The organism is Streptomyces sp. NPDC050546 (assembly GCF_044457425.1).
In the GTDB taxonomy this organism is placed as follows: domain Bacteria; phylum Actinomycetota; class Actinomycetes; order Streptomycetales; family Streptomycetaceae; genus Streptomyces.
On sequence record NZ_JBITGX010000006.1, the window covers coordinates 21,131 to 40,677 of the forward strand.

Here is a 19,547-nt window from a genome sequence, read left to right on the forward strand (position 1 = left end):
AGAATCATGGGATGATTGACTGTCCAATCCGTCCACTCCTCGGCTGCCGTCCGGCGCCCCGGCCGTGCGAAGGTGAGCCATGCCTCTGAGCCATCCCCGTCGTTCGGCGCTGTCCGAACAGGTCATCGCCGCGCTGCGGGCCCAGATCACGTCGGGCGAGTGGCCGGTCGGATCCCGTATCCCGACCGAGCCGGAACTGGTCGAGCAGCTCGGCGTCGCCCGCAACACGGTCCGTGAGGCCGTCCGCGCGCTCGCGCACAACGGCCTGCTGGACATCCGCCAGGGCTCCGGCACCTACGTCGTGGCGACCAGTGAGCTGGCCGGTGTGATGCAGCGGCGGTTCGCCGGCGCCGACCCCCGGCACATCGCCGAGCTGCGCTCCACGCTGGAGTCGTCCGCCGCCCGGCTGGCCGCCGAGCGGCGCACCGAGAAGGACCTCAAGCAGCTCGACGCGCTGCTGCTGCGGCGCGAGGAGGCCTGGGAGTCGGGTGACGCGGAGGCGTTCGTGACCGCGGACGCGACCTTCCATCTGGCCGTGGTGTCCGCCTCCCACAACGACGTGATGACCGCCATGTACGCGGACCTGGGCGAGGTGCTGCGGGACTGGCTGCGCGAGGACGTCGGCGAGAAGCTGACTCCGGAGACGTACATGGAGCACGGGCGGCTGCTCGACGCGATCCGCGCGGGGGACGCGGACCTGGCGGGGACGGAGGCGGCCCGCTATCCGTTCCTGTGCCGCCTGGGCGGGATCAGCTCGCCCTCCGGTGGCTGACCCACGCGTCGCCGACCTCCTTCCAGCAGCGTCCCTTGAGGCGCACGGTCTGCGCGGGCCCGGCCTCCACGGGGGAGCTGTCGGTGTCGATGTCCCACCAGCGGGCGCACTCGACGTGCAGGCTCACACGGTCGGTCTCCGGGTAGGGGTTGTGACAGTACGCGGTCACCCTGGAGTCCTCGACGCGGATCCGGCACGCGGCGCCGAAGGGGTCGGCCCGCTCCTGCTCGTCGCCGGCGGGCACACGCGCGTGCGGCACCGCCTCGTACGCCAGGGTCAGCACGAGAGCGACGGCGACGGACAGCGAGGCCGTTCGGCGGGACAAGCGCACAAGGGGACCTCCTCGGCCGAGCTGGGGAGGGGACCGCGTGGTGAACGCGTACTCCAGAGTGCCCGGTCACGGGCCTCCCCCGCCCGGCCTGCTCGGCCGAACGGGTGACGCCCCGCTCCCCCGCGCACTGCGGGGAACGGGGCGTCGACGGCGTACGGGAGATCAGGCTCCGATGGCGTGCAGACCGCCGTCCACGTGGATGATCTCGCCCGTGGTCTTCGGGAACCAGTCGCTCAGCAGCGCGACGATGCCGCGGCCGGCCGGCTCGGGGTCCTTGAGGTCCCACTCCAGCGGGGAGCGGTCGTCCCACACCGAGGCCAGCTCGCCGAAGCCCGGGATGGACTTGGCGGCCATGGAGCCGAGCGGACCGGCCGAGACCAGGTTGCAGCGGATGTTCTGCTTGCCCAGGTCGCGGGCCATGTAGCGGCTGGTGGCCTCCAGGGCGGCCTTGGCCGGGCCCATCCAGTCGTACTGCGGCCAGGCGAACTGCGCGTCGAACGTCAGACCGACGACGGAGCCGCCGTTCTGCATCAGCGGCAGGCAGGCCATGGTGAGCGACTTCAGGGAGTACGCCGAGACGTGCATGGCCGTGGCGACCGACTCGAACGGCGTGTTGAGGAAGTTGCCGCCGAGGGCATCCTGCGGGGCGAAGCCGATGGAGTGCACGACGCCGTCGAGACCGCCGAGCTCCTCGCCGACGATGTCGGCGAGTCGCCCGAGGTGCTCGTCGTTGGTCACGTCGAGCTCGATGACCTTGGTGGGCTTGGGGAGCTTCTTGGCGATGCGCTCGGTCAGCGTGGGCCGCGGGAACGCCGTGAGGATGATCTCGGCGCCCTGCTCCTGGGCCAGCTTGGCGGCGTGGAAGGCGATGGAGGACTCCGTCAGCACACCCGTGATCAGGATGCGCTTGCCCTCGAGAATTCCGCTCATGGTGATCAGTGACCCATTCCCAGTCCGCCGTCAACGGGGATGACGGCTCCAGTGATGTACGAGGCGTCGTCCGAGGCGAGGAACCGCACCGTCGCGGCGACCTCCTCCGGCTGGGCGTACCGGCCGAGCGGGATCTGCGCCACGATGCCCGTGCGCTGCTCGTCGGTGAGCACCTTGGTCATGTCCGTGTCGACGAAGCCGGGCGCGACGACGTTGAAGGTGAGGTTCCGCGAGCCCAGCTCACGGGCGAGGGAGCGTGCGAAGCCGACCAGGGCGGCCTTGGAGGCGGCGTAGTTGGCCTGGCCCGGGCCGCCGTACAGGCCGACGACCGAGGAGATCAGGACGACGCGGCCCTTCTTGGCCCGCAGCATGCCGCGGTTGGCGCGCTTGACCACACGGAAGGTGCCGGTGAGGTTGGTGTCGATGACCGAGGTGAAGTCCTCCTCGGACATGCGCATCAGGAGCTGGTCCTTGGTGATGCCGGCGTTGGCGACGAGGACCTCGACGGGGCCGTGGTTCTCCTCGATCTCCTTGTAGGCCTGCTCCACCTGTTCGGGGTCGGTGATGTCGCACCTGACGGCAAGGAAGCCCGCCGGCGGCTCGCCCGAGCGGTATGTGATGGCGACCTTGTCGCCGGCATCGGCGAAAGCGCGGGCGATGGCGAGGCCGATGCCCCGGTTGCCTCCGGTGACGAGAACCGAGCGGCTCAACGGATCACCCTTTCGATAGCGGTCTGATACGCCCGCCCGGGCGCCTGGACGACAGGCGGCGATGACAGGCGGCTTCCTCGAAAACCTATCGGTCCGGGCACGCCCGCGGACAATCGGGCACCGACAGTGGCGTACGGGACTCACTGTCGGGTCCCTACAGAAAGCCACGCACCCGGGGTACCGAAACTCGTGGCCCGCACGCGGGATGGACGACATGATCGGAGCAGTCACGCAGTACGGCGACCACGCTCACCTCGACAGAAAGAGACGGCGGTGCCTCATACCATCGACGAGGCCTTCACGGCCCTCCCCCTACGCGCCCTCGCCGACGCGGCCCTCGCACGCGCGCGTGCGCTCGGTGCCGAGCACGCGGACTTCCGGTTCGAGCGGGTGCGGGGCGCCTCCTGGCGGTTCCGGGACGCCAAGCCCGCCGGGTCGTCGGACACCACCGACCTCGGGTACGCGGTGCGGGTGGTGCACGGCGGGACGTGGGGTTTCGCGTCCGGGGTCGACCTCAGCCTCGACGCCGCCGCCAGGGTCGCCGGGCAGGCGGTCGCCATGGCCAAGCTGTCCGCCCAGGTGATCAAGGCGGCCGGGTCCGACGAGCGGGTGGAGCTGGCGAGCGAGCCCGTGCACTCCGAGAAGACCTGGGTCTCGTCGTACGAGATCGATCCGTTCTCCGTGCCCGACGAGGAGAAGGCCGGGCTGATCGCGGACTGGAGCGCGCGGCTGCTGGCGGCCGACGGGGTCGACCATGTCGACGCCTCGCTGCTCACCGTGCACGAGAACAAGTTCTACGCCGACACCGCGGGGACCGTGACCACGCAGCAGCGGGTTCGGCTGCACCCCGTGTTCAACGCCGTGTCGGTGGACGAGTCGACCGGCGAGTTCGACTCGATGCGCACCCTCGCGCCGCCCGCGGGACGCGGCTGGGAGTATCTGCGGGGCACCGGCTGGGACTGGGAGGGCGAGCTGGAGCGGATCCCGGAGCTGCTCGCCGAGAAGATGCGCGCGCCGAGCGTCGATCCGGGCCTGTACGACCTGGTCGTCGACCCGTCCAACCTGTGGCTGACCATCCACGAGTCCATCGGGCACGCGACCGAGCTGGACCGGGCGCTCGGCTACGAGGCCGCCTACGCCGGCACGTCCTTCGCCACCTTCGACCAGCTGGGCAAGCTGCGGTACGGCTCCGAGCTGATGAACGTCACCGGCGACCGCACCGCCGAGCACGGGCTCGCCACCATCGGGTACGACGACGAGGGCGTCGAGGGCCAGTCCTGGGACCTGGTGAAGGACGGCACGCTCGTCGGCTACCAGCTGGACCGGCGGATCGCGAAGCTGACCGGGTTCGAGCGGTCCAACGGCTGCGCCTACGCCGACTCCCCCGGCCACGTGCCGGTGCAGCGCATGGCCAACGTGTCGCTGCGGCCGGACCCGGCCGGGATGTCGACCGAGGACCTGATCGGGGGCGTGGAGCGGGGGATCTACGTCGTCGGCGACCGGTCCTGGTCGATCGACATGCAGCGCTACAACTTCCAGTTCACGGGTCAGCGCTTCTACCGGATCGAGAACGGGCGGCTCGCCGGGCAGCTGCGGGACGTGGCCTACCAGGCGACGACCACCGACTTCTGGGGCTCCATGGCCGCCGTCGGCGGTCCCCAGACCTACGTCCTCGGCGGTGCCTTCAACTGCGGCAAGGCCCAGCCGGGCCAGGTCGCGGCGGTGTCGCACGGCTGCCCGTCGGCCCTCTTCAAGGGCGTCAACATTCTGAACACGACCCAGGAGGCCGGTCGATGAGCGCGCGCACCAGCAAGCCGCACGAGGTCGTCGAGCGCGCCCTCGGACTGTCCCGGGCGGACGGCTGTGTCGTCATCGCCGACGAGCAGTCCACCGCCAACCTGCGCTGGGCGGGCAACGCCCTGACCACGAACGGCGTCACGCGCGGGCGCACGCTCACCGTCGTCGCCACCGTCGACAGCAAGGAGGGCACGGCCTCGGGCGTCGTGTCACGGTCCGCCGTGACCGCCGACGAGCTGGAGCCCCTGGTGCGGGCCGCCGAGGCCGCCGCGCGCGGTGCCGGGCCCGCCGAGGACGCGCAGCCGCTGGTCACGGGCGTGGCCGCGAGTCCGGAGTTCACGGAGGCGCCCGCCGAGACCTCCTCCGCGGTGTTCGCCGACTTCGCACCGGCACTCGGCGAGGCCTTCGCACGCGCGCGTGCCGGCGGCCGGGAGCTGTACGGGTTCGCCAACCACGAACTGGTGTCGACGTACGTGGGCACCTCCACGGGGCTGCGGCTGCGGCACGACCAGCCGAACGGGACGCTGGAGCTGAACGCCAAGTCCCCGGACCGGACCCGGTCCGCGTGGGCCGGGCGCTCCACGCGGGACTTCAAGGACGTCGACCCGGCGGCCCTGGACGCGGAGCTGGCGGTGCGCCTCGGGTGGGCCGAGCGGCGGGTGGAGCTGCCCGCCGGCCGGTACGAGACGCTGCTGCCGCCGTCGGCCGTGGCGGACCTGCTGATCTACCAGCTGTGGTCGGCGTCGGGCCGGGACGCGGTGGAGGGCCGCACGGTGTTCTCCAAGCCGGGCGGTGGCACACGGGTCGGCGAGAAGCTGACCGAGCTGCCGCTGACCCTGCGCAGCGACCCGAACGAGCCCGGCCTGGAGTCGGCGCCCTTCGTGATCGCGCACTCCTCCGGGGGCGACGAGTCGGTGTTCGACAACGGGCTGCCGCTCACGGCCACCGAGTGGCTGCGCGAGGGAGAACTGCGGCACCTGACGACCAGCCGTCACAGCGCCGGCCTGACCGGTCTGCCGGTGGCGCCGGTCATCGACAACGTGATCCTGGACGGGGGCGACGACCGCTCCCTGGACGAGATGGTGGCGAACACCGAGCGCGGGCTGCTGCTGACCTGCCTGTGGTACATCCGCGAGGTCGACCCGGCCTCGCTGCTGCTGACGGGCCTGACCCGGGACGGCGTCTACCTGGTCGAGAACGGCGAGGTGACCGGAGAGGTGAACAACTTCCGGTTCAACGAGACGCCGGTCGGTCTGCTGGGCCGGGTGACGGAGGCCGGGCGCACCGAGAAGACGCTGCCGAGGGAATGGAGCGACTGGTTCACCAGGGCCGCGATGCCGGCCCTGCGGGTGCCCGACTTCAATATGAGCTCTGTCAGCCAGGGCGTATAACCTCGTACCTGATTACGAGCCCAATCACTCGGGCCCACTCCATTCGAGCCCACTCAAGGAGATACGAGAACCGTGACGGACATCGTCGACGAGCTGAAGTGGCGCGGGCTGTTCGCCCTGTCCACTGACGAGGACGCTTTGCGCAAGGCGCTCGCGGACGGTCCCGTCACGTTCTATTGCGGCTTCGACCCGACGGCACCGTCGTTGCACGTGGGGCACCTGGTGCAGGTGCTCACCGTGCGGCGGCTCCAGCAGGCAGGTCACCGGCCGCTGGCGCTGGTCGGCGGTGCGACGGGCCTGATCGGCGACCCGCGCCCGACGGCGGAGCGCACGCTGAACGACCCGGAGACGGTGACCGGGTGGGTCGGCAAGCTGCGCGCCCAGATCGAGCCGTTCCTGACCTTCGAGGGCGAGAACGCGGCCGTCATGGTCAACAACCTCGACTGGACGGAGAACCTCTCCGCGATCGAGTTCCTGCGGGACATCGGCAAGCACTTCCGGGTCAACAAGATGCTGACGAAGGACTCCGTGGCCCGGCGCCTGGAGTCCTCCGAGGGCATCAGCTACACGGAGTTCAGCTACCAGCTCCTGCAGGGCATGGACTTCCTGCAGCTCTACCGCAGGTACGGCTGCACGCTCCAGCAGGGCGGCAGCGACCAGTGGGGCAACCTCACGGCGGGCCTGGACCTGATCCACCGCCTGGAGCCGGACGCCACGGCGCACGCCATGGCGACACCGCTGATGACCAAGGCGGACGGCACCAAGTTCGGCAAGACCGAGGGCGGCGCCGTCTGGCTCGACCCGGAGATGACGACGCCGTACGCGTTCTACCAGTTCTGGCTGAACGTGGACGACCGGGACATCTCCAAGTACATGCGCATCCTGTCCTTCCGCTCCCGCGCGGAGCTGGAGGAGCTGGAGCAGCAGACCGAGGAGCGTCCGCAGGCCCGTGCCGCGCAGCGTGCCCTGGCCGAGGAGCTGACGACGCTGGTGCACGGCGCGGACCAGACGGCCGCCGTGATCGCCGCGTCCAAGGCCCTCTTCGGGCAGGGCGAGCTGGCGGAGCTCGACGAGAAGACGCTGGCCGCGGCCCTTTCGGAGGTGCCGCACATCCAGGTCTCCGAGCTCGGTCCGGTCGTCGACCTGTTCGCCGAGGTCGGCCTGGTGGCCAGCAAGTCGGCCGCGCGCCGCACGGTCAAGGAGGGCGGCGCCTACGTGAACAACGTCAAGGTCGCCGGCGAGGACGCGGTCCCCGCCAAGGAGGACCTGCTGCAGGGCCGCTGGCTGGTGCTGCGCCGGGGCAAGAAGAACCTGGCGGCGGTCGAGGTCACGGGCGGCTGAGCATGCGTGGGAAGGGGGTCGTCTCCGGTGCGGAGGCGGCCCCCTTCGCCGTGCGCCCCGCCGTCACGCCCGCTGTCTGTCTCCCCGTGCGGCCGTCCAGGCCTTGTCCCCGAGGCCGACGAGGATGATCGCCATGACCAGCTGGAAGACATGTCGCCACCAGTCGATGCCCGAAGTGGCGTCGACACCGGCCGCCCGGGCGATGGCGTTGCCGGCGATGCCTCCGATGATGCCCAGGATGACGGTCAGCCACAGGGGGAGGTGCTGCTTGCCCGGAATGATCGCCTTGGCGAGCAGGCCGAGCACCAGTCCCACGATGATCGCCCACAACCAGCCCATCGCTGCCTCCTCGTACGGCTCGACGCGAGCTCTACGGCCAGTGTCGGCCCAGGTGCCGTACGCCGCATGCCGGGGATGGCCGTACGCGCCACAGCGCACGGCGTTCACGTCGGCCGGACGGGCCCCGGTCTCGTAGCGGGCGCAGCCGCGGCGTAACGTGGAAGCTGTCCTGGTCAGGTTCCCCGGCCGGCCGGGTACGGCCACGGGGCGGGGAGAGTCCGATACGGGCGGATGGTGGAATGCGATGCGGAAGCAGCACAGCGGCGGCAACGTCCAGGTTTTCCGGATCACCGGCGCCCGGACAGGACTTCAGGAGGACATCCGCGGGCGGCAGCGCCGGTACGTGATCTCGATGACGGTCCGCACGATCTCCGTGATCCTCGCGGCCACGTTGTGGAACGTCGAACGGCACGTCGCCATCGTGGCGTTGGTGCTCGGGCTGGTACTGCCGTACATCGCGGTGGTGATCGCGAACGCCGGGCGCGAGAACGCGCCGTCTCTGCCGTCGACGTTCGTGGCGGCGCCGACGCGGCCGATGATCGCGCCGCCGGGTACACAGGACGGTTCCGCGGAATCCGCGGCGGAAGACGCCGTGTCCGGGCACGCGCCGGGCGGGAAGACCGATTCGCGGGAGCAGTAGGGGCGTCCGGGGGCGGTCACAAACGGAAGTCATCTTCCCGCCAAGCTCAAGAAAAGCTCAGATCAATCATGTTGTTCAGGTGCCGGGGCCGGGGTTACCCGTGACATACTTCGTACGCGCTCCGCATCCCCCGTCGGAGCGACGGACCGACGCCGGGCAGCTCCCCCCGTGGCTGCTCGGCGTCGCCTTTTCTGTGTGCAGTGGTGAGACGAAGCAGTGAGTGACGAGACGCCGATCTGTTCCGCGAAGGGCTGCCGCGTCGATGCGGTGTGGGTGCTTGCGTGGAACAACCCGAAGATCCATACGCCGGAGCGGCGCAAGACGTGGCTGGCCTGTGAGGAGCATCGCGAGCATCTTTCGCAGTTCCTCGGGGTGCGGGGATTCTTGAAGGACGTCGTGCTTTTCGAGGAATGGGACGGCTGAGTTCCGGCTTCGTCCGCGGGCCGGTGGGGGTTGTTCGCGCAGTTCCCCGCGCCCCTTCAAGGGGCTCTTCTATCCCCCGATCGCTGACATGGGACGGTCCGGCTGCACGAACGACGGGTCGTCCAGTCCTGCTCCCGCCTTCTTGCCCCACATCGCCAGGCGCCAGATGCGGGCGATCTCCTCGTCCGGGGCGTCGGAGCGGAGGGCGGCGCGGAGGTCTGTTTCCTCCTGGGCGAAGAGGCAGGTGCGTATCTGGCCGTCGGCGGTGAGGCGGGTGCGGTCGCAGGCCGCGCAGAAGGGGCGGGTGACGGAGGCGATGACGCCGACCACATGCGGCCCGCCGTTCACCAGCCAGCGCTCCGCCGGGGCCGAGCCGCGCTTCTCCTCGCCCTCGGCGGTCAGCTCGAAGCGGGTGCGCAGGGAGGTCAGGATGTCGCCTGCCGTGATCATGCCGTCGCGCTTCCAGCCGTGCTGGGCGTCCAGGGGCATCTGCTCGATGAAGCGCAGCTCGTAGTCGTGCTCCACGGCCCAGGCGAGGAGGTCCGGGGCCTCGTCGTCGTTGAGGCCCGGCATCAGGACCGAGTTGACCTTGACCGGGGTCAGGCCGGCATCGCGGGCGGCGTACAGGCCCTCGATGACGTCCTTGTGACGGTTGCGGCGGGTGAGGGTCTTGAAGACGTCCGGGCGCAGCGTGTCGAGGGAGACGTTGACCCGGTCCAGGCCCGCCGCCTTCAGGGCTGCCGCCGTGCGCTTGAGGCCGATGCCGTTGGTGGTCAACGACATCTGGGGGCGCTTCTCCAGGGCCGCGACCCGCTCGACGATGCCGACCAGGCCGGGGCGCAGCAGGGGCTCGCCGCCGGTGAAGCGGACCTCCTCGATACCGAGGGACGTGACCGCGATGTCGATCAGCCGGACGATCTCGTCGTCCGTGAGCAGGTCAGGCTTGGCCAGCCACTGCAGGCCCTCCTCGGGCATGCAGTAGGTGCAGCGCAGATTGCACCGGTCGGTCAGCGAGACCCTCAGGTCGGTGGCCACTCGGCCGTAGGTGTCGATGAGCACGTGGGCCCCCTCCCTCGACGCGGATCGTGCACGGAGCACTTCCTCTCCGACACCTGCGAGCCTACGTGACCGCACTGACAACTCCACAGGCCCGATCCCACGACGCGGAGCGCGGCCGCGCCGCAGGGACCTGGAGGTTCCTACGACGCGGCCGCGCGAGGGGGGTGGTGCTCAGTGGGCTCCGGTGCCGGTCAGGGACCTGACCTCCAGCTCGGCGAACTTCTTGGCGTCCGGCTCCTCCTTGGACAGGACGGTGCCGAGCCAGCCCATGAGGAAGCCGAAGGGGATGGAGATGATGCCCGGGTTCTTCAGCGGGAACCAGGCGAAGTCCACCTCGGGGAACATCGCCTTGGGGTCGCCGGAGACGACGGGCGAGAACAGCACCAGGCCCACGGCGACGATCAGACCGCCGTAGATCGACCACAGGGCGCCCTGGGTGGTGAAGCGCTTCCAGAACAGGCTGTAGAGGATCGTCGGCAGGTTGGCGGAGGCCGCGACCGCGAAGGCGAGCGCGACCAGGCCGGCCACGTTCAGGTCGCGGGCGAGGGCGCCGAGGCCGATGGAGACGACGCCGATGAAGACGGTCGCCCAGCGGGCCGCGCGGACCTCCTCGGCGCCGGACGCCTTCCCCTTGCGGATGACGTTGGCGTAGATGTCGTGCGCGAAGGACGACGACGAGGCGAGGGTGAGGCCGGCGACGACGGCGAGGATCGTCGCGAAGGCGACCGCCGAGATCGTGGCGAGCAGGATCGCGCCCCAGGTCGAGTCGACACCGCCGAGGTGCAGGGCGAGCAGGGGTGCGGCCGTGTTGCCTGACGGGTTGGAGGCGATGATCTCGTCCTGGGAGATCAGCGCGGCGGCGCCGAAGCCGAGCGCGATGGTCATCAGGTAGAAGCCGCCGATGATGCCGATCGCCCAGTTCACCGACTTACGGGCGGCCTTGGCGTCGGGCACCGTGTAGAAGCGGATCAGGATGTGCGGCAGGCCGGCCGTGCCGAGCACCAGGGCGATGCCCAGGGAGACGAAGTCCAGCTTGGAGGTGCCGGTCATGCCGTACTGGAGGCCGGGCTCCAGGAAGGCGGCGCCCTTGCCGCTGTTCTCGGCGGCCGTGCCGAGCAGGTCGGAGATGTTGAAGTTGAACTTCAGCAGCACCAGGAAGGTGATCAGGATGGTGCCGCCGATGAGCAGCACGGCCTTCACCATCTGGACCCAGGTGGTGCCCTTCATGCCGCCGATGGAGACGTACACGATCATCAGGATGCCGACGAGGGCGACGATGAGGATCTTGCCCGCGTCGGAGGTGATGCCGAGCAGCAGCGAGACGAGGACGCCCGCACCGGCCATCTGGGCCAGCAGGTAGAAGATCGACACGACGATCGTGGACGTACCGGCGGCGGTGCGGACCGGGCGCTGGCGCATGCGGTACGCGAGCACGTCGCCCATGGTGTAGCGGCCGGAGTTGCGCAGCGGCTCGGCCACCAGGAGGAGGGCGACGAGCCAGGCGACCAGGAAGCCGATGGAGTACAGGAAGCCGTCGTAGCCGAAGAGGGCGATGGCGCCGGCGATGCCGAGGAAGGACGCGGCCGACATGTAGTCGCCGGAGACCGCGAGTCCGTTCTGGAAGGCGCTGAACTGGCGGCCGCCCGCGTAGAAGTCGGCGGCGTCCTTGGTCTGGCGGCCGGCCCAGATGGTGATGCCGAGCGTGGCCAGGACGAACAGCGCGAACAGGGTGATGATCAGCGGCCGGTGCTCGCTGGCCTCGTTCGCCGCGAGGAAGTTCTGCTGGGCGAGCAGGGTCTGCTGTGCGGTGCTCATGCGCCGCCCTCCATCCGGGACTTGATGGCCTCGGCCTTGGGGTCGAGCTTCGCGGCGGCGTGCCGCGAGTACCACCAGGCGATGAGGAACGTGGTGATGAACTGGGCGACGCCGAGGACGAAGGCGACGTTGATGTTGCCGAACAGCTTGGTGCCCATGAGGCCGCCCGCGTAGTTCGACAGCAGCACGTACAGCAGGTACCAGGCGATGAAGGCGACGGTCAGCGGAAAGGCGAAGGAGCGGTAGGAGCGGCGCAGTTCACCGAACTCCGCGCTCTCCTGCACCTCGGCGAACTCCTCGGGTGAGGGGAGTTTGTGTTGCTCTTTCGAGGGGGGCGGTGCATCGGTGGACACGGAGAGTCTCCTCGTGACGACGGAAGCGGTTTTCAGCGGGGACGGAGGCGAGTGTCCTCGCGCTCCCTGCTCAACGTCACGGCGGCACGCGAGAACCGGTTCAACTGCCTGGCGTTCTTTCCGAAGTCGTTTCGGGAAACCGTTGCTGGCCAGCGAGAGTGCGGGATAACTTCGCCCTGAACCACCCGTCATGTACCTGCCCGAGCACCACCTGTGCCTCGGGCCGGTTTCGTTTCCGGATGATGTGGAGACCCCATGTCCCAGCTGCGTTCCAGACGCCGGCTCGCCCTCGCCGTGCCCGTCGTGCTGTCACTGACGGCCTCGTTGGGCTTTCTGCCGGCTGCCGCGTCGGCCGCCCCGCACGCGGAGACCGCCCCGCGCGTGGAGTCGTCCACGCCCTCGGCGGACGCGCCGAAGCTGGCGTACGTCGTCAACACCAAGGTGGACCGTCGCACGATCGCTTCGGTGAAGAAGGCGATCGGGAAGGCCGGCGGCTCGGTCGTGACCACGTACGAGCGGATCGGCGTGATCGTCGTCCACTCCGCGAACCCCGACTTCGCCAAGACCGTGCGCAAGGTGCGCGGTGTCCAGTCGGCGGGCGCGACGCGGACGACGCCGCTGACCGCGGCGGGTACGAAGGAGGAGGGCGCGGCGCAGTACCTGACCGGCGCCCAGGCCGCGCGGGCCGAGGCCGCCTCGGCGAAGTCGCCCGAGAGCGAGCCGCTCGAAGCCGACCAGTGGGATCTGCGCGCGATCGGCGCCGACAAGGCCGCGAAGATCAACCCGGGCAGCCGCAAGGTGACCGTCGCCGTGATCGACACCGGCGTCGACGACACCCACCCCGACATCGCCCCGAACTTCTCCGCTTCGCAGTCCGCCAACTGCGCCGGCGGCAAGCCCGACACCAGCGAGGGCGCCTGGCGGCCGTACACCCCCGAGGACTACCACGGCACGCATGTCGCCGGTGAGATAGCCGCCGCCCGCAACGGCATAGGCGTGGCGGGCGTCGCCCCCGGTGTGAAGGTCTCCAGCATCAACGTGACCGACCGGGCCAACGGCCTCTTCTACCCGGAGAGCGTCGTGTGTGCCTTCGTGTTCGCCGCCGACCACGGCGTCGAGATCACGAACAACAGCTACTACGTCGACCCCTGGCTGTACAACTGCATGGACGACCCGGACCAGCGGGCCATCGTCGACGCGGTCAACCGGGCGCAGCTGTACGCCCAGAAGAAGGGCACGCTCCACGTCGCCTCGGCGGGCAACTCCAACCACGACCTGGACTCGGACGCGATCGTCGACGACTCCAGCCCGGACGACTCCACCCCCGTCGAGCGCACCATCGACCCGCACGAGTGCTTCGACGTCCCGACCCAGCTGCCGGGTGTCGTCACGGTGAGCGCGACGGGCGTCAACAGCGCCAAGTCGTACTACTCGACGTACGGCAAGGGCGTCGTCGACGTCGCGGCGCCGGGCGGTGACGGGCGCTACCAGATTCCCGACACGCCCTCGAAGAACGGCCGCATCCTGTCCACCATGCCGGGCGGCACCTGGGGCTTCCTCCAGGGCACCTCGATGGCCGCTCCGCACGCCTCCGGTGTCGCCGCGCTGCTGAAGTCCAAGCACCCGTGGGCGTCCCCGGCCCAGCTCCAGGCCCTGCTGAAGGCGCAGGCCGACCGGACCGCCTGCCCCGAGTCCTACGACCAGGACGGCGACGGCACCCAGGACGCCACCTGCGAGGGCGGCAAGCGGGTCAACGGCTTCTACGGGTACGGCATCGTCAACGCGCTGCGCGCGGTCAAGTGACCTGTGCATCCTGAGACTTCACGCACCGTCAGCTCGTACCGCCCGTACCGCGAACCTACTGGAGACACCATGACAGCGCCGCACGCGCGCTACCGCCGCGCCGTCGCGATCCCGGCCGGGATGGCCATGGCCACGGCCCTCGCGTTCCTGCCGAACACCACGGCCACGGCCGCCGAGGACGCCACCCCGGCGGTCTCGGCCGACGCGACCCCGCTCAGCTATGTGGTCAACGTCAAGCCGGGGCACGGCACTTCGGCCCATGTGAAGAAGGCCGTCGGCAAGGCCGGGGGCACGATCGTGACGTCGTACGACCAGATAGGCGTCATCGTCGTCCACTCCTCGAACCCCGACTTCGCAAAGATCGTCCGCAAGGTGCGCGGGGTGCAGTCGGCCGGTGCCACCCGGACCAAGCCGCTGCCCACCGCGACGACGGGCGACCTGGGCACGCCGAAGGCGCTGAGCGCGGCCGAGGTCGCCGAGGCCGAGGCCCCCGCCGGGCAGGACCCGCTCCAGCCCCAGCAGTGGGACCTGCCGGCCATCAAGGCGGACAAGGCGCACGAGAAGTCGCTGGGCAGCAAGAAGGTCACGGTCGCCGTGATCGACACCGGTGTCGACGACACGCACCCCGACATCGCGCCCAACTTCGACCGCAAGGCGTCGGTCAACTGCGTGTCGGGCAAGCCGGACACCGCGGACGGGGCCTGGCGGCCCGGTGCCTCGGAGAGCCCGCACGGCACACATGTGGCGGGTGAGATCGCGGCCGCCAAGAACGGCGTCGGCATGACCGGTGTCGCGCCCGGGGTGAAGGTCTCCGGCATCAAGGTGTCCAACCCGGACGGTTTCTTCTACACGGAGGCCGTGGTGTGCGGTTTCGTGTGGGCGGCCGAGCACGGGGTCGACGTCACCAACAACAGCTATTACACCGACCCCTGGTACTTCAACTGCGGCGACGACCCGGACCAGAAGGCGCTCCTGGACGCGGTCGGCCGGGCCTCCCGGTACGCGGAGAGGAAGGGCGCGGTCAACGTCGCGGCGGCGGGCAACGAGAACTACGACCTCTCGGCCGACGAGATCACCGACCCGTCGTCCCCGAACGACACCACGCCGGGCGACCGGACCGTCGACCCCTCGGAGTGCCTCGACATCCCGACCCAGCTGCCGGGTGTCGTCACCGTCGCCTCGACGGGCGCGAAGGGCATCAAGTCGTCCTTCTCCAACTACGGGCTGGGCGTCGCCGACATAGCCGCCCCGGGCGGTGACTCGACCGCCTACCAGAAGCCGGAGGCGCCGGCCACGAGCGGGCTGATCCTGGGCACGCTGCCGGGCGGCAAGTGGGGCTACATGGCCGGTACGTCGATGGCGTCCCCGCACGTCGCGGGCGTCGCGGCCCTCATCAAGTCGACGCACCCGTACGCTCCCCCGGCCCTGGTGAAGGCCCTGCTGTACGCGCAGGCCGACGCCACGCCGTGCACGGACCCGTACGACATCGACGCCGACGGCAAGATCGACGCGGTGTGCGAGGGCTCCAAGAACCGCAACGGCTTCTACGGCTGGGGCATCACGGACGCGCTGGACGCGGTGACCAAGTAGAGCTCGCTTGAACGCGGCCCGGGCCGGGCGGGGACACCCGCCCGGCCCACTGCGTCCCTGCGGTTCGCGGGGAGCGTGGTGTGGCGGTGTTCCGGTGGTGGACCTTCGAAGGCCACTCCCGGCCTGAGCTACGCCATGGGGGTGACATCGACTGCGGCTGTGGTGGTCGGCCGCGTCGACGGGGCGACCGAGTTCGACCCCCTGGACTTGCCCGAGCATGTGAAGGTTGGTGAAGATCTTGGGGTGACCTTGACAAGACCCACGCCAGGTGTGTCCGGCAGCGGCGGGCCCGTACGGCGCACCGGTGCGGGCCGGGCCGTCGCCGTCCTGGTCCTGGTGACCCTGGCCGCGCTGATCCCGCTGCTCGGCCCGTCCACCGCGCTGCACGGTACCGGGGAGGCCGGCGCGCCCGGGGCCGGCGGCATCGCCCTGCTGCGCACGGTGCTCTTCGCGGCGCTGTGCGTACCGGTCGGCGAGCTGTTCGTGAACCGGCTGGCACGCTTGGTGCCGGGCCCCGAGAAGGCCCCCGGCCACGCCCCGGCCGTGCCCCGCAGCTGGTCACCCTTCGCGGCCGTCGCCGGTTTCGCCGCCGCTCTCGCGCTCGCCTCGGTCGTGGCCACGGGCAACCGTGTCCCGGGCGGTCTGTCGGACCTGGACATCGGCGGGCTCCACACGTCCCGGGACGGCATGCTCGCCCTGCTCGAGGTCAACGCGTTCCTCGTGGCGGGTCTGTGTGCCGTGTCGAGTCGGCCCGCCAGGCAGATGTGGCCGCTGGCCGCCGTGATCGTCGCCGAGGCGCTGCGCGCGCACCCCACGACCGAGCCGAGCCCGCTGACCGGCTCCGGGCTGACGCTCGTGCACCTGACGTGCGCGGCACTGTGGGTGGGCGGTCTGCTGCACGCGCTGCGGACCCTGCGCCTGTGGCACGGCCGGTACGACACGGGGGCGGGCGCGGCCCTGCTCGGCCTCTACGCGCGCGTGGCGGCCGTGCTGCTCGCCGCCATCACCGCGACGGGTGTGTGGAGTTCGCTCCGCCGGATGCCGCCGGGCACCATCGTGGAGCAGCTGACGGCCACGGCGTACGGGCGTGCGCTGCTCGCCAAGGTGCTGCTCGTGGCCGCCGTCGCGGCCCTCGCCCTGTGGGCCCGGAGCCGGCTGCGCCGGGCGGCCGATCCGCTCAGCGCCTGTGCGCCGGCGCGGGCGGAGGTCGTCGCGCTGGGCCTGGTGGTCGCGGTGTCCGGACTGCTGACGGCCCTTCCGGTGCCCATCCGCTGGTGAGCCCCGGACGGAGCCCCGGTCGGTGAGTGTCAGACGGCACGCATCTCGCCGTACGTCGCGGCCGGTGCCCTGCGCGCGTTGAGCGCCCCCAGTGCGCCGCCGACCAGCAGGGCCTGCGCGGCGATGTACGTGAGCATGATCCAGAAGTCCGGCCGCGGCAGCTGCGGCCAGTCGGCGACACCGGTCGCGATGAGCGTGTCGGAGAGCAGGAACAGCGCGCCGCCGAGTCCGGCGAAGAGGCCGAGCCGGGCGGCGGACCCGTACGCCATGGCCGTGAGCAGGAGGCTGTACCCGGCGACGGGCACGCGCAGGTCCGCGGGCAGGTCCGGCCACAGCAGCGCGACGGTGGTGACGAGGGCGGTGCCGTAGCCGAGGACGAGGAGGCCCGCACGCGCGCGTGGGACCGCGTTCCGGCTGCCGTACGTCCTGAAGAGGAGGAGATAGCAGACGTGGCCCGCGGCGAAGGAGCCCATGCCGGCGAGGAAGGCGGGCTCGGCGTCGGACAGCAGCAGGACGTCACCGCCCCAGCCGAACAGCAGGGCGGCCAGGAGCAGCCGGGGCGCCCGGAGCAGGGCGGCCCACAGGGCCAGCAGCGGCATCAGCAGGGGCTTGGCCACGGTGTGCCCGGCGTCGAAGCCGGCCGCGAGGGAGACGAGGTCGACGGCGGCGGCCAGACCGAAGGCGGCGAGGAGGAGACGGGCGGGGGTCACGCCGACGTGCTCTCACTGGCGGGGGTGGTCGGGGCCGCGGCGGGGTCTGTCGGCGGCGCCGTTTCCGTGGCCGTAGCCGTGGACGTGGCCGGGGCCGCAGCCGCAGCCGCAGCCGTAGCCGTAGCCGTAGCCGTAGCCGTAGCCAGGGTCGCCGTCGGCGCGGGAGCGGGTGTGGGACCCCAGCCCGGGCCCCGGAAGACGCGTCCCGCGCGCTCGCGCCAGCTGTGTGCCGCCTTCAAGTCCCTCGCGATGGCCACGTATTCGTGCGTGGCGACCTTCAGCAGGTTGTAGGTGCCGATGTTCTTGGTCAGCCCGTACACGGGCCGCTCGGTCTCGGCGGCGAACGATCCGAACAGCCGGTCCCAGACGATGAGGATGCCGCCGAAGTTGCGGTCGAGGTAACCGCCCTGGGAGGCGTGGTGGACGCGGTGGTGCGAGGGGGTGTTGAAGACGAACTCGAACCAGCGGGGCATCTTGTCGATCCGCTCGGTGTGGATCCAGAACTGGTAGACGAGGTTCGCGGAGGAGCAGAACGCGAGCGCGGCGGGGTGCACGCCGACGGCTATGAGTGGGACGTAGAACGGCCATACCGTCAGGGACGTCCAGGGCTGGCGCAGCGCGGTGGTGAAGTTGAACTTCCGGCTGGAGTGGTGGACGACATGACAGGCCCACAGGACGCGGACGACGTGGTGGCCGCGGTGGGACCAGTAGTAGAAGAAGTCCTGCCCGAGCAGCATCAGCGGAACGGTCCACCACAGGACGGGCACGCGCAGGGGCGTGAGTTCGTAGAGAGCCGTGTAAATGGCGACGATCGGGATCTTCCACAGGAAATCGAAGACGAGACTGCCGAGGCCCATGCCGACGCTCGTGGCGGCGTCCTTCGCCTCGTAGCCCTCCGCGTCCTCGTCGGGGTGGAGACGGTAGCTCACCATCTCGACCACGGTGAGCAGCACAAAGGCGGGGATCGACCACAGCACGACATCGGGCAGGTTCGGCATGCAAGCACCGTAGGACCGCCGCCCTGCCCCGACTAGACGTTGTTACCCACAAGTATTACCGACGGTACGCGCTTGCTTCTTGGTGATCTCCGCCAATCGGAGTGCGATCGGTGTGACTGAGCGTCGGACAGACGTACGCCTCGCGAACGGACAGACCGGACAAGACGCCTGAGGGAGTATCGGATGGGCGGGTGAGCGCCCCTGGCGGGCGGTGGTGTCAGTCGTGGCCCGTATCCTCAGGGACCATGCTCGATGACCTGACGACCGCAGTGCCCTCTTCCACGTCATGGCCGGCCGCGTATCCCAAGGGGTACGCGGTCGTTGACGTGGAGACCACGGGTCTGGCCCGGGACGATCGCATCATCTCCGCGGCCGTCTACCGGCTCGACGCGCGCGGCGAGGTCGAGGACCACTGGTACTCGACGGTCAACCCGGAGCGTGACCCCGGCCCCGTGTGGATCCACGGGCTGACGAGCGAGGCACTCGAGGGCGCGCCCCTCTTCCAGGACATCGCCGAGGAGTTCACGACCCGGCTCGAGGGGCGGGTACTCGTCGCGCACAACGCCGTCTTCGACTGGCAGATGATCGCCCGGGAGTACGCGCGGGCGCGGCGCGAGGCACCGGTGCGGCAGCGGCTGTGCACCATCGCGCTCTCCAAGGAACTCGGGCTTCCGCTGCCCAACCACAAGCTGGAGTCCCTCGCCGCGCACTTCGGCGTCGTCCAGCAGCGGGCGCACCACGCACTGGACGACGCGCGCGTGCTGGCCGAGGCGTTCCGGCCCAGCCTCAGGGCCGCGGCGGCGAACGGGGTGCGGCTGCCGCTGCTGGAGTGCCGGCCGCTGACCGAGTGGTCGGACCGTCCCGCGCCCCGCATCGGCCAGCAGGCGGGCTACGGCGGCTACCGGCCGACCAGTTGGCGTCCGGCCCGCAAGCGGCCCGCCTGCCCCTACCCGAACCCGGGGCGCTACGAGGCGGGCGGGCGGCTCAAGCAGGGCATGCGGGTCGCCTTCTCGGGTGACACCTCGGTGGAGCGCGACCTGCTGGAGGACCGCGCGACCGAGGCCGGGCTGCACGTGGCCACCAGCCTGTCCCGGCTCACCAGCCTGCTCGTCACGAACGACCCGGACTCGGGCACGTCCAAGGTGGTCAAGGCGCGGCAGTTCGGCACGCCGGTCGTGGACGAGGCGGCGTTCGGGCAACTCCTCGCGGATGTGGAGCCGGCGTCGGAGGGATGACCGGATGGGGAGCCGTGCCGGAAGGGTGACCG

General features: G+C 70.5%; 19 protein-coding genes. 10 read left to right on the forward strand and 9 right to left on the reverse strand.

The genetic code is table 11. From position 1 onward, the window contains the following. Window positions 1-79 precede the first annotated feature (79 nt). Window positions 80-772, forward strand: coding sequence for a FadR/GntR family transcriptional regulator (locus ACIBK5_RS16135; protein ID WP_399020071.1), 693 nt, complete (start codon window positions 80-82; stop codon window positions 770-772). On the opposite strand, the gene ACIBK5_RS16140 is transcribed toward ACIBK5_RS16135, so the two are convergent. The 3 genes from ACIBK5_RS16140 to fabG all read right to left on the reverse strand — a co-directional run bounded on the left by ACIBK5_RS16140 (window position 750) and on the right by fabG (window position 2,743). Further along, complete coding sequence (locus ACIBK5_RS16140; protein WP_399020072.1) at window positions 750-1,103, reverse strand: hypothetical protein; 354 nt, start codon at window positions 1,101-1,103, stop codon at window positions 750-752. The two genes, ACIBK5_RS16135 and ACIBK5_RS16140, sit on opposite strands and share 23 nt — an antisense overlap. A gap of 162 nt (window positions 1,104-1,265) precedes the next feature. Further along, on the reverse strand, window positions 1,266-2,033 hold the full coding sequence (gene fabI, locus ACIBK5_RS16145; RefSeq protein WP_399020074.1) for an enoyl-ACP reductase FabI: 768 nt from the start codon (window positions 2,031-2,033) through the stop codon (window positions 1,266-1,268). Between the two features lie 5 nt (window positions 2,034-2,038). Continuing rightward, complete coding sequence (gene fabG, locus ACIBK5_RS16150) at window positions 2,039-2,743, reverse strand: 3-oxoacyl-[acyl-carrier-protein] reductase (protein WP_399020076.1); 705 nt, start codon at window positions 2,741-2,743, stop codon at window positions 2,039-2,041. 273 nt (window positions 2,744-3,016) lie between these two features. Here fabG and ACIBK5_RS16155 point away from each other — a divergent pair, with 273 nt between their 5' ends. The 3 genes from ACIBK5_RS16155 to tyrS all read left to right on the forward strand — a co-directional run bounded on the left by ACIBK5_RS16155 (window position 3,017) and on the right by tyrS (window position 7,272). Then, the gene (locus ACIBK5_RS16155) at window positions 3,017-4,540 is read left to right on the forward strand and encodes a TldD/PmbA family protein (RefSeq protein ID WP_399020078.1); all 1,524 of its coding nucleotides are present in this window, start codon (window positions 3,017-3,019) and stop codon (window positions 4,538-4,540) included. Beyond that, window positions 4,537-5,931 carry a metallopeptidase TldD-related protein gene (locus ACIBK5_RS16160; protein ID WP_399020080.1) on the forward strand — a complete coding sequence of 465 codons (1,395 nt, stop codon included), beginning with the start codon at window positions 4,537-4,539 and terminating at the stop codon, window positions 5,929-5,931. Before ACIBK5_RS16155 ends, ACIBK5_RS16160 begins: the two co-directional genes overlap by 4 nt. Window positions 5,932-6,003: 72 nt before the next feature. Then, window positions 6,004-7,272: a tyrosine--tRNA ligase gene (gene tyrS / locus ACIBK5_RS16165; protein ID WP_399020082.1), complete on the forward strand. Its 1,269-nt coding sequence runs from the start codon at window positions 6,004-6,006 to the stop codon at window positions 7,270-7,272. 63 nt (window positions 7,273-7,335) lie between these two features. Here tyrS and ACIBK5_RS16170 read toward each other — a convergent pair whose 3' ends face one another. Next, the gene (locus tag ACIBK5_RS16170) at window positions 7,336-7,611 is read right to left on the reverse strand and encodes a GlsB/YeaQ/YmgE family stress response membrane protein (protein WP_399020083.1); all 276 of its coding nucleotides are present in this window, start codon (window positions 7,609-7,611) and stop codon (window positions 7,336-7,338) included. A 244-nt stretch (window positions 7,612-7,855) separates the two neighbouring features. Between ACIBK5_RS16170 and ACIBK5_RS16175 the strand changes: the two genes are divergently transcribed. Both ACIBK5_RS16175 and ACIBK5_RS16180 read left to right on the forward strand, forming a co-directional pair. Further along, window positions 7,856-8,251, forward strand: coding sequence for a DUF3099 domain-containing protein (locus ACIBK5_RS16175; protein WP_399020085.1), 396 nt, complete (start codon window positions 7,856-7,858; stop codon window positions 8,249-8,251). 216 nt (window positions 8,252-8,467) lie between these two features. Then, entirely contained in the window at window positions 8,468-8,674 is a 207-nt protein-coding gene (locus ACIBK5_RS16180; protein ID WP_189730241.1) for a hypothetical protein, read from the forward strand. Window positions 8,675-8,743: 69 nt separating this feature from the next. On the opposite strand, the gene moaA is transcribed toward ACIBK5_RS16180, so the two are convergent. From moaA to ACIBK5_RS16195, 3 genes are all read right to left on the reverse strand, one after another. After that, window positions 8,744-9,733 carry a GTP 3',8-cyclase MoaA gene (moaA, locus tag ACIBK5_RS16185; RefSeq protein WP_399020088.1) on the reverse strand — a complete coding sequence of 330 codons (990 nt, stop codon included), beginning with the start codon at window positions 9,731-9,733 and terminating at the stop codon, window positions 8,744-8,746. Between the two features lie 171 nt (window positions 9,734-9,904). Further along, a complete protein-coding gene (locus tag ACIBK5_RS16190) occupies window positions 9,905-11,548 on the reverse strand; it encodes a cation acetate symporter (RefSeq protein ID WP_399020090.1) in 1,644 nt (547 codons plus the stop codon). Continuing rightward, window positions 11,545-11,901 (reverse strand): DUF485 domain-containing protein, encoded by a 357-nt coding sequence (locus ACIBK5_RS16195; RefSeq protein ID WP_399020092.1) that lies wholly within the window; start codon window positions 11,899-11,901, stop codon window positions 11,545-11,547. The genes ACIBK5_RS16190 and ACIBK5_RS16195 overlap by 4 nt, the downstream gene beginning before the upstream one ends. Before the next feature lie 255 nt (window positions 11,902-12,156). On the opposite strand from ACIBK5_RS16195, the gene ACIBK5_RS16200 reads away from it, so the two are divergent. The 3 genes from ACIBK5_RS16200 (at window position 12,157) to ACIBK5_RS16210 (ending at window position 16,572) form a co-directional block, all read left to right on the forward strand. Continuing rightward, window positions 12,157-13,704, forward strand: coding sequence for a S8 family peptidase (locus ACIBK5_RS16200; RefSeq protein WP_399020094.1), 1,548 nt, complete (start codon window positions 12,157-12,159; stop codon window positions 13,702-13,704). 69 nt (window positions 13,705-13,773) lie between these two features. Continuing rightward, complete coding sequence (locus ACIBK5_RS16205; RefSeq protein WP_399020096.1) at window positions 13,774-15,294, forward strand: S8 family peptidase; 1,521 nt, start codon at window positions 13,774-13,776, stop codon at window positions 15,292-15,294. A gap of 243 nt (window positions 15,295-15,537) precedes the next feature. Beyond that, a complete protein-coding gene (locus tag ACIBK5_RS16210; RefSeq protein WP_399020099.1) occupies window positions 15,538-16,572 on the forward strand; it encodes a CopD family protein in 1,035 nt (344 codons plus the stop codon). Between the two features lie 29 nt (window positions 16,573-16,601). Here the strand turns inward: ACIBK5_RS16210 and ACIBK5_RS16215 are convergent, their stop codons facing one another. Continuing rightward, window positions 16,602-17,282 carry a lysoplasmalogenase family protein gene (locus ACIBK5_RS16215; RefSeq protein ID WP_399020100.1) on the reverse strand — a complete coding sequence of 227 codons (681 nt, stop codon included), beginning with the start codon at window positions 17,280-17,282 and terminating at the stop codon, window positions 16,602-16,604. Continuing rightward, window positions 17,279-18,280, reverse strand: a complete 1,002-nt coding sequence (locus tag ACIBK5_RS16220) for a sterol desaturase family protein (protein WP_399020102.1) — start codon at window positions 18,278-18,280, stop codon at window positions 17,279-17,281. Before ACIBK5_RS16220 ends, ACIBK5_RS16215 begins: the two co-directional genes overlap by 4 nt. A 245-nt stretch (window positions 18,281-18,525) precedes the next feature. On the opposite strand from ACIBK5_RS16220, the gene ACIBK5_RS16225 reads away from it, so the two are divergent. Then, a complete protein-coding gene (locus tag ACIBK5_RS16225) occupies window positions 18,526-19,515 on the forward strand; it encodes a DEDDh family exonuclease (protein ID WP_399020104.1) in 990 nt (329 codons plus the stop codon). Window positions 19,516-19,547 lie beyond the last annotated feature (32 nt).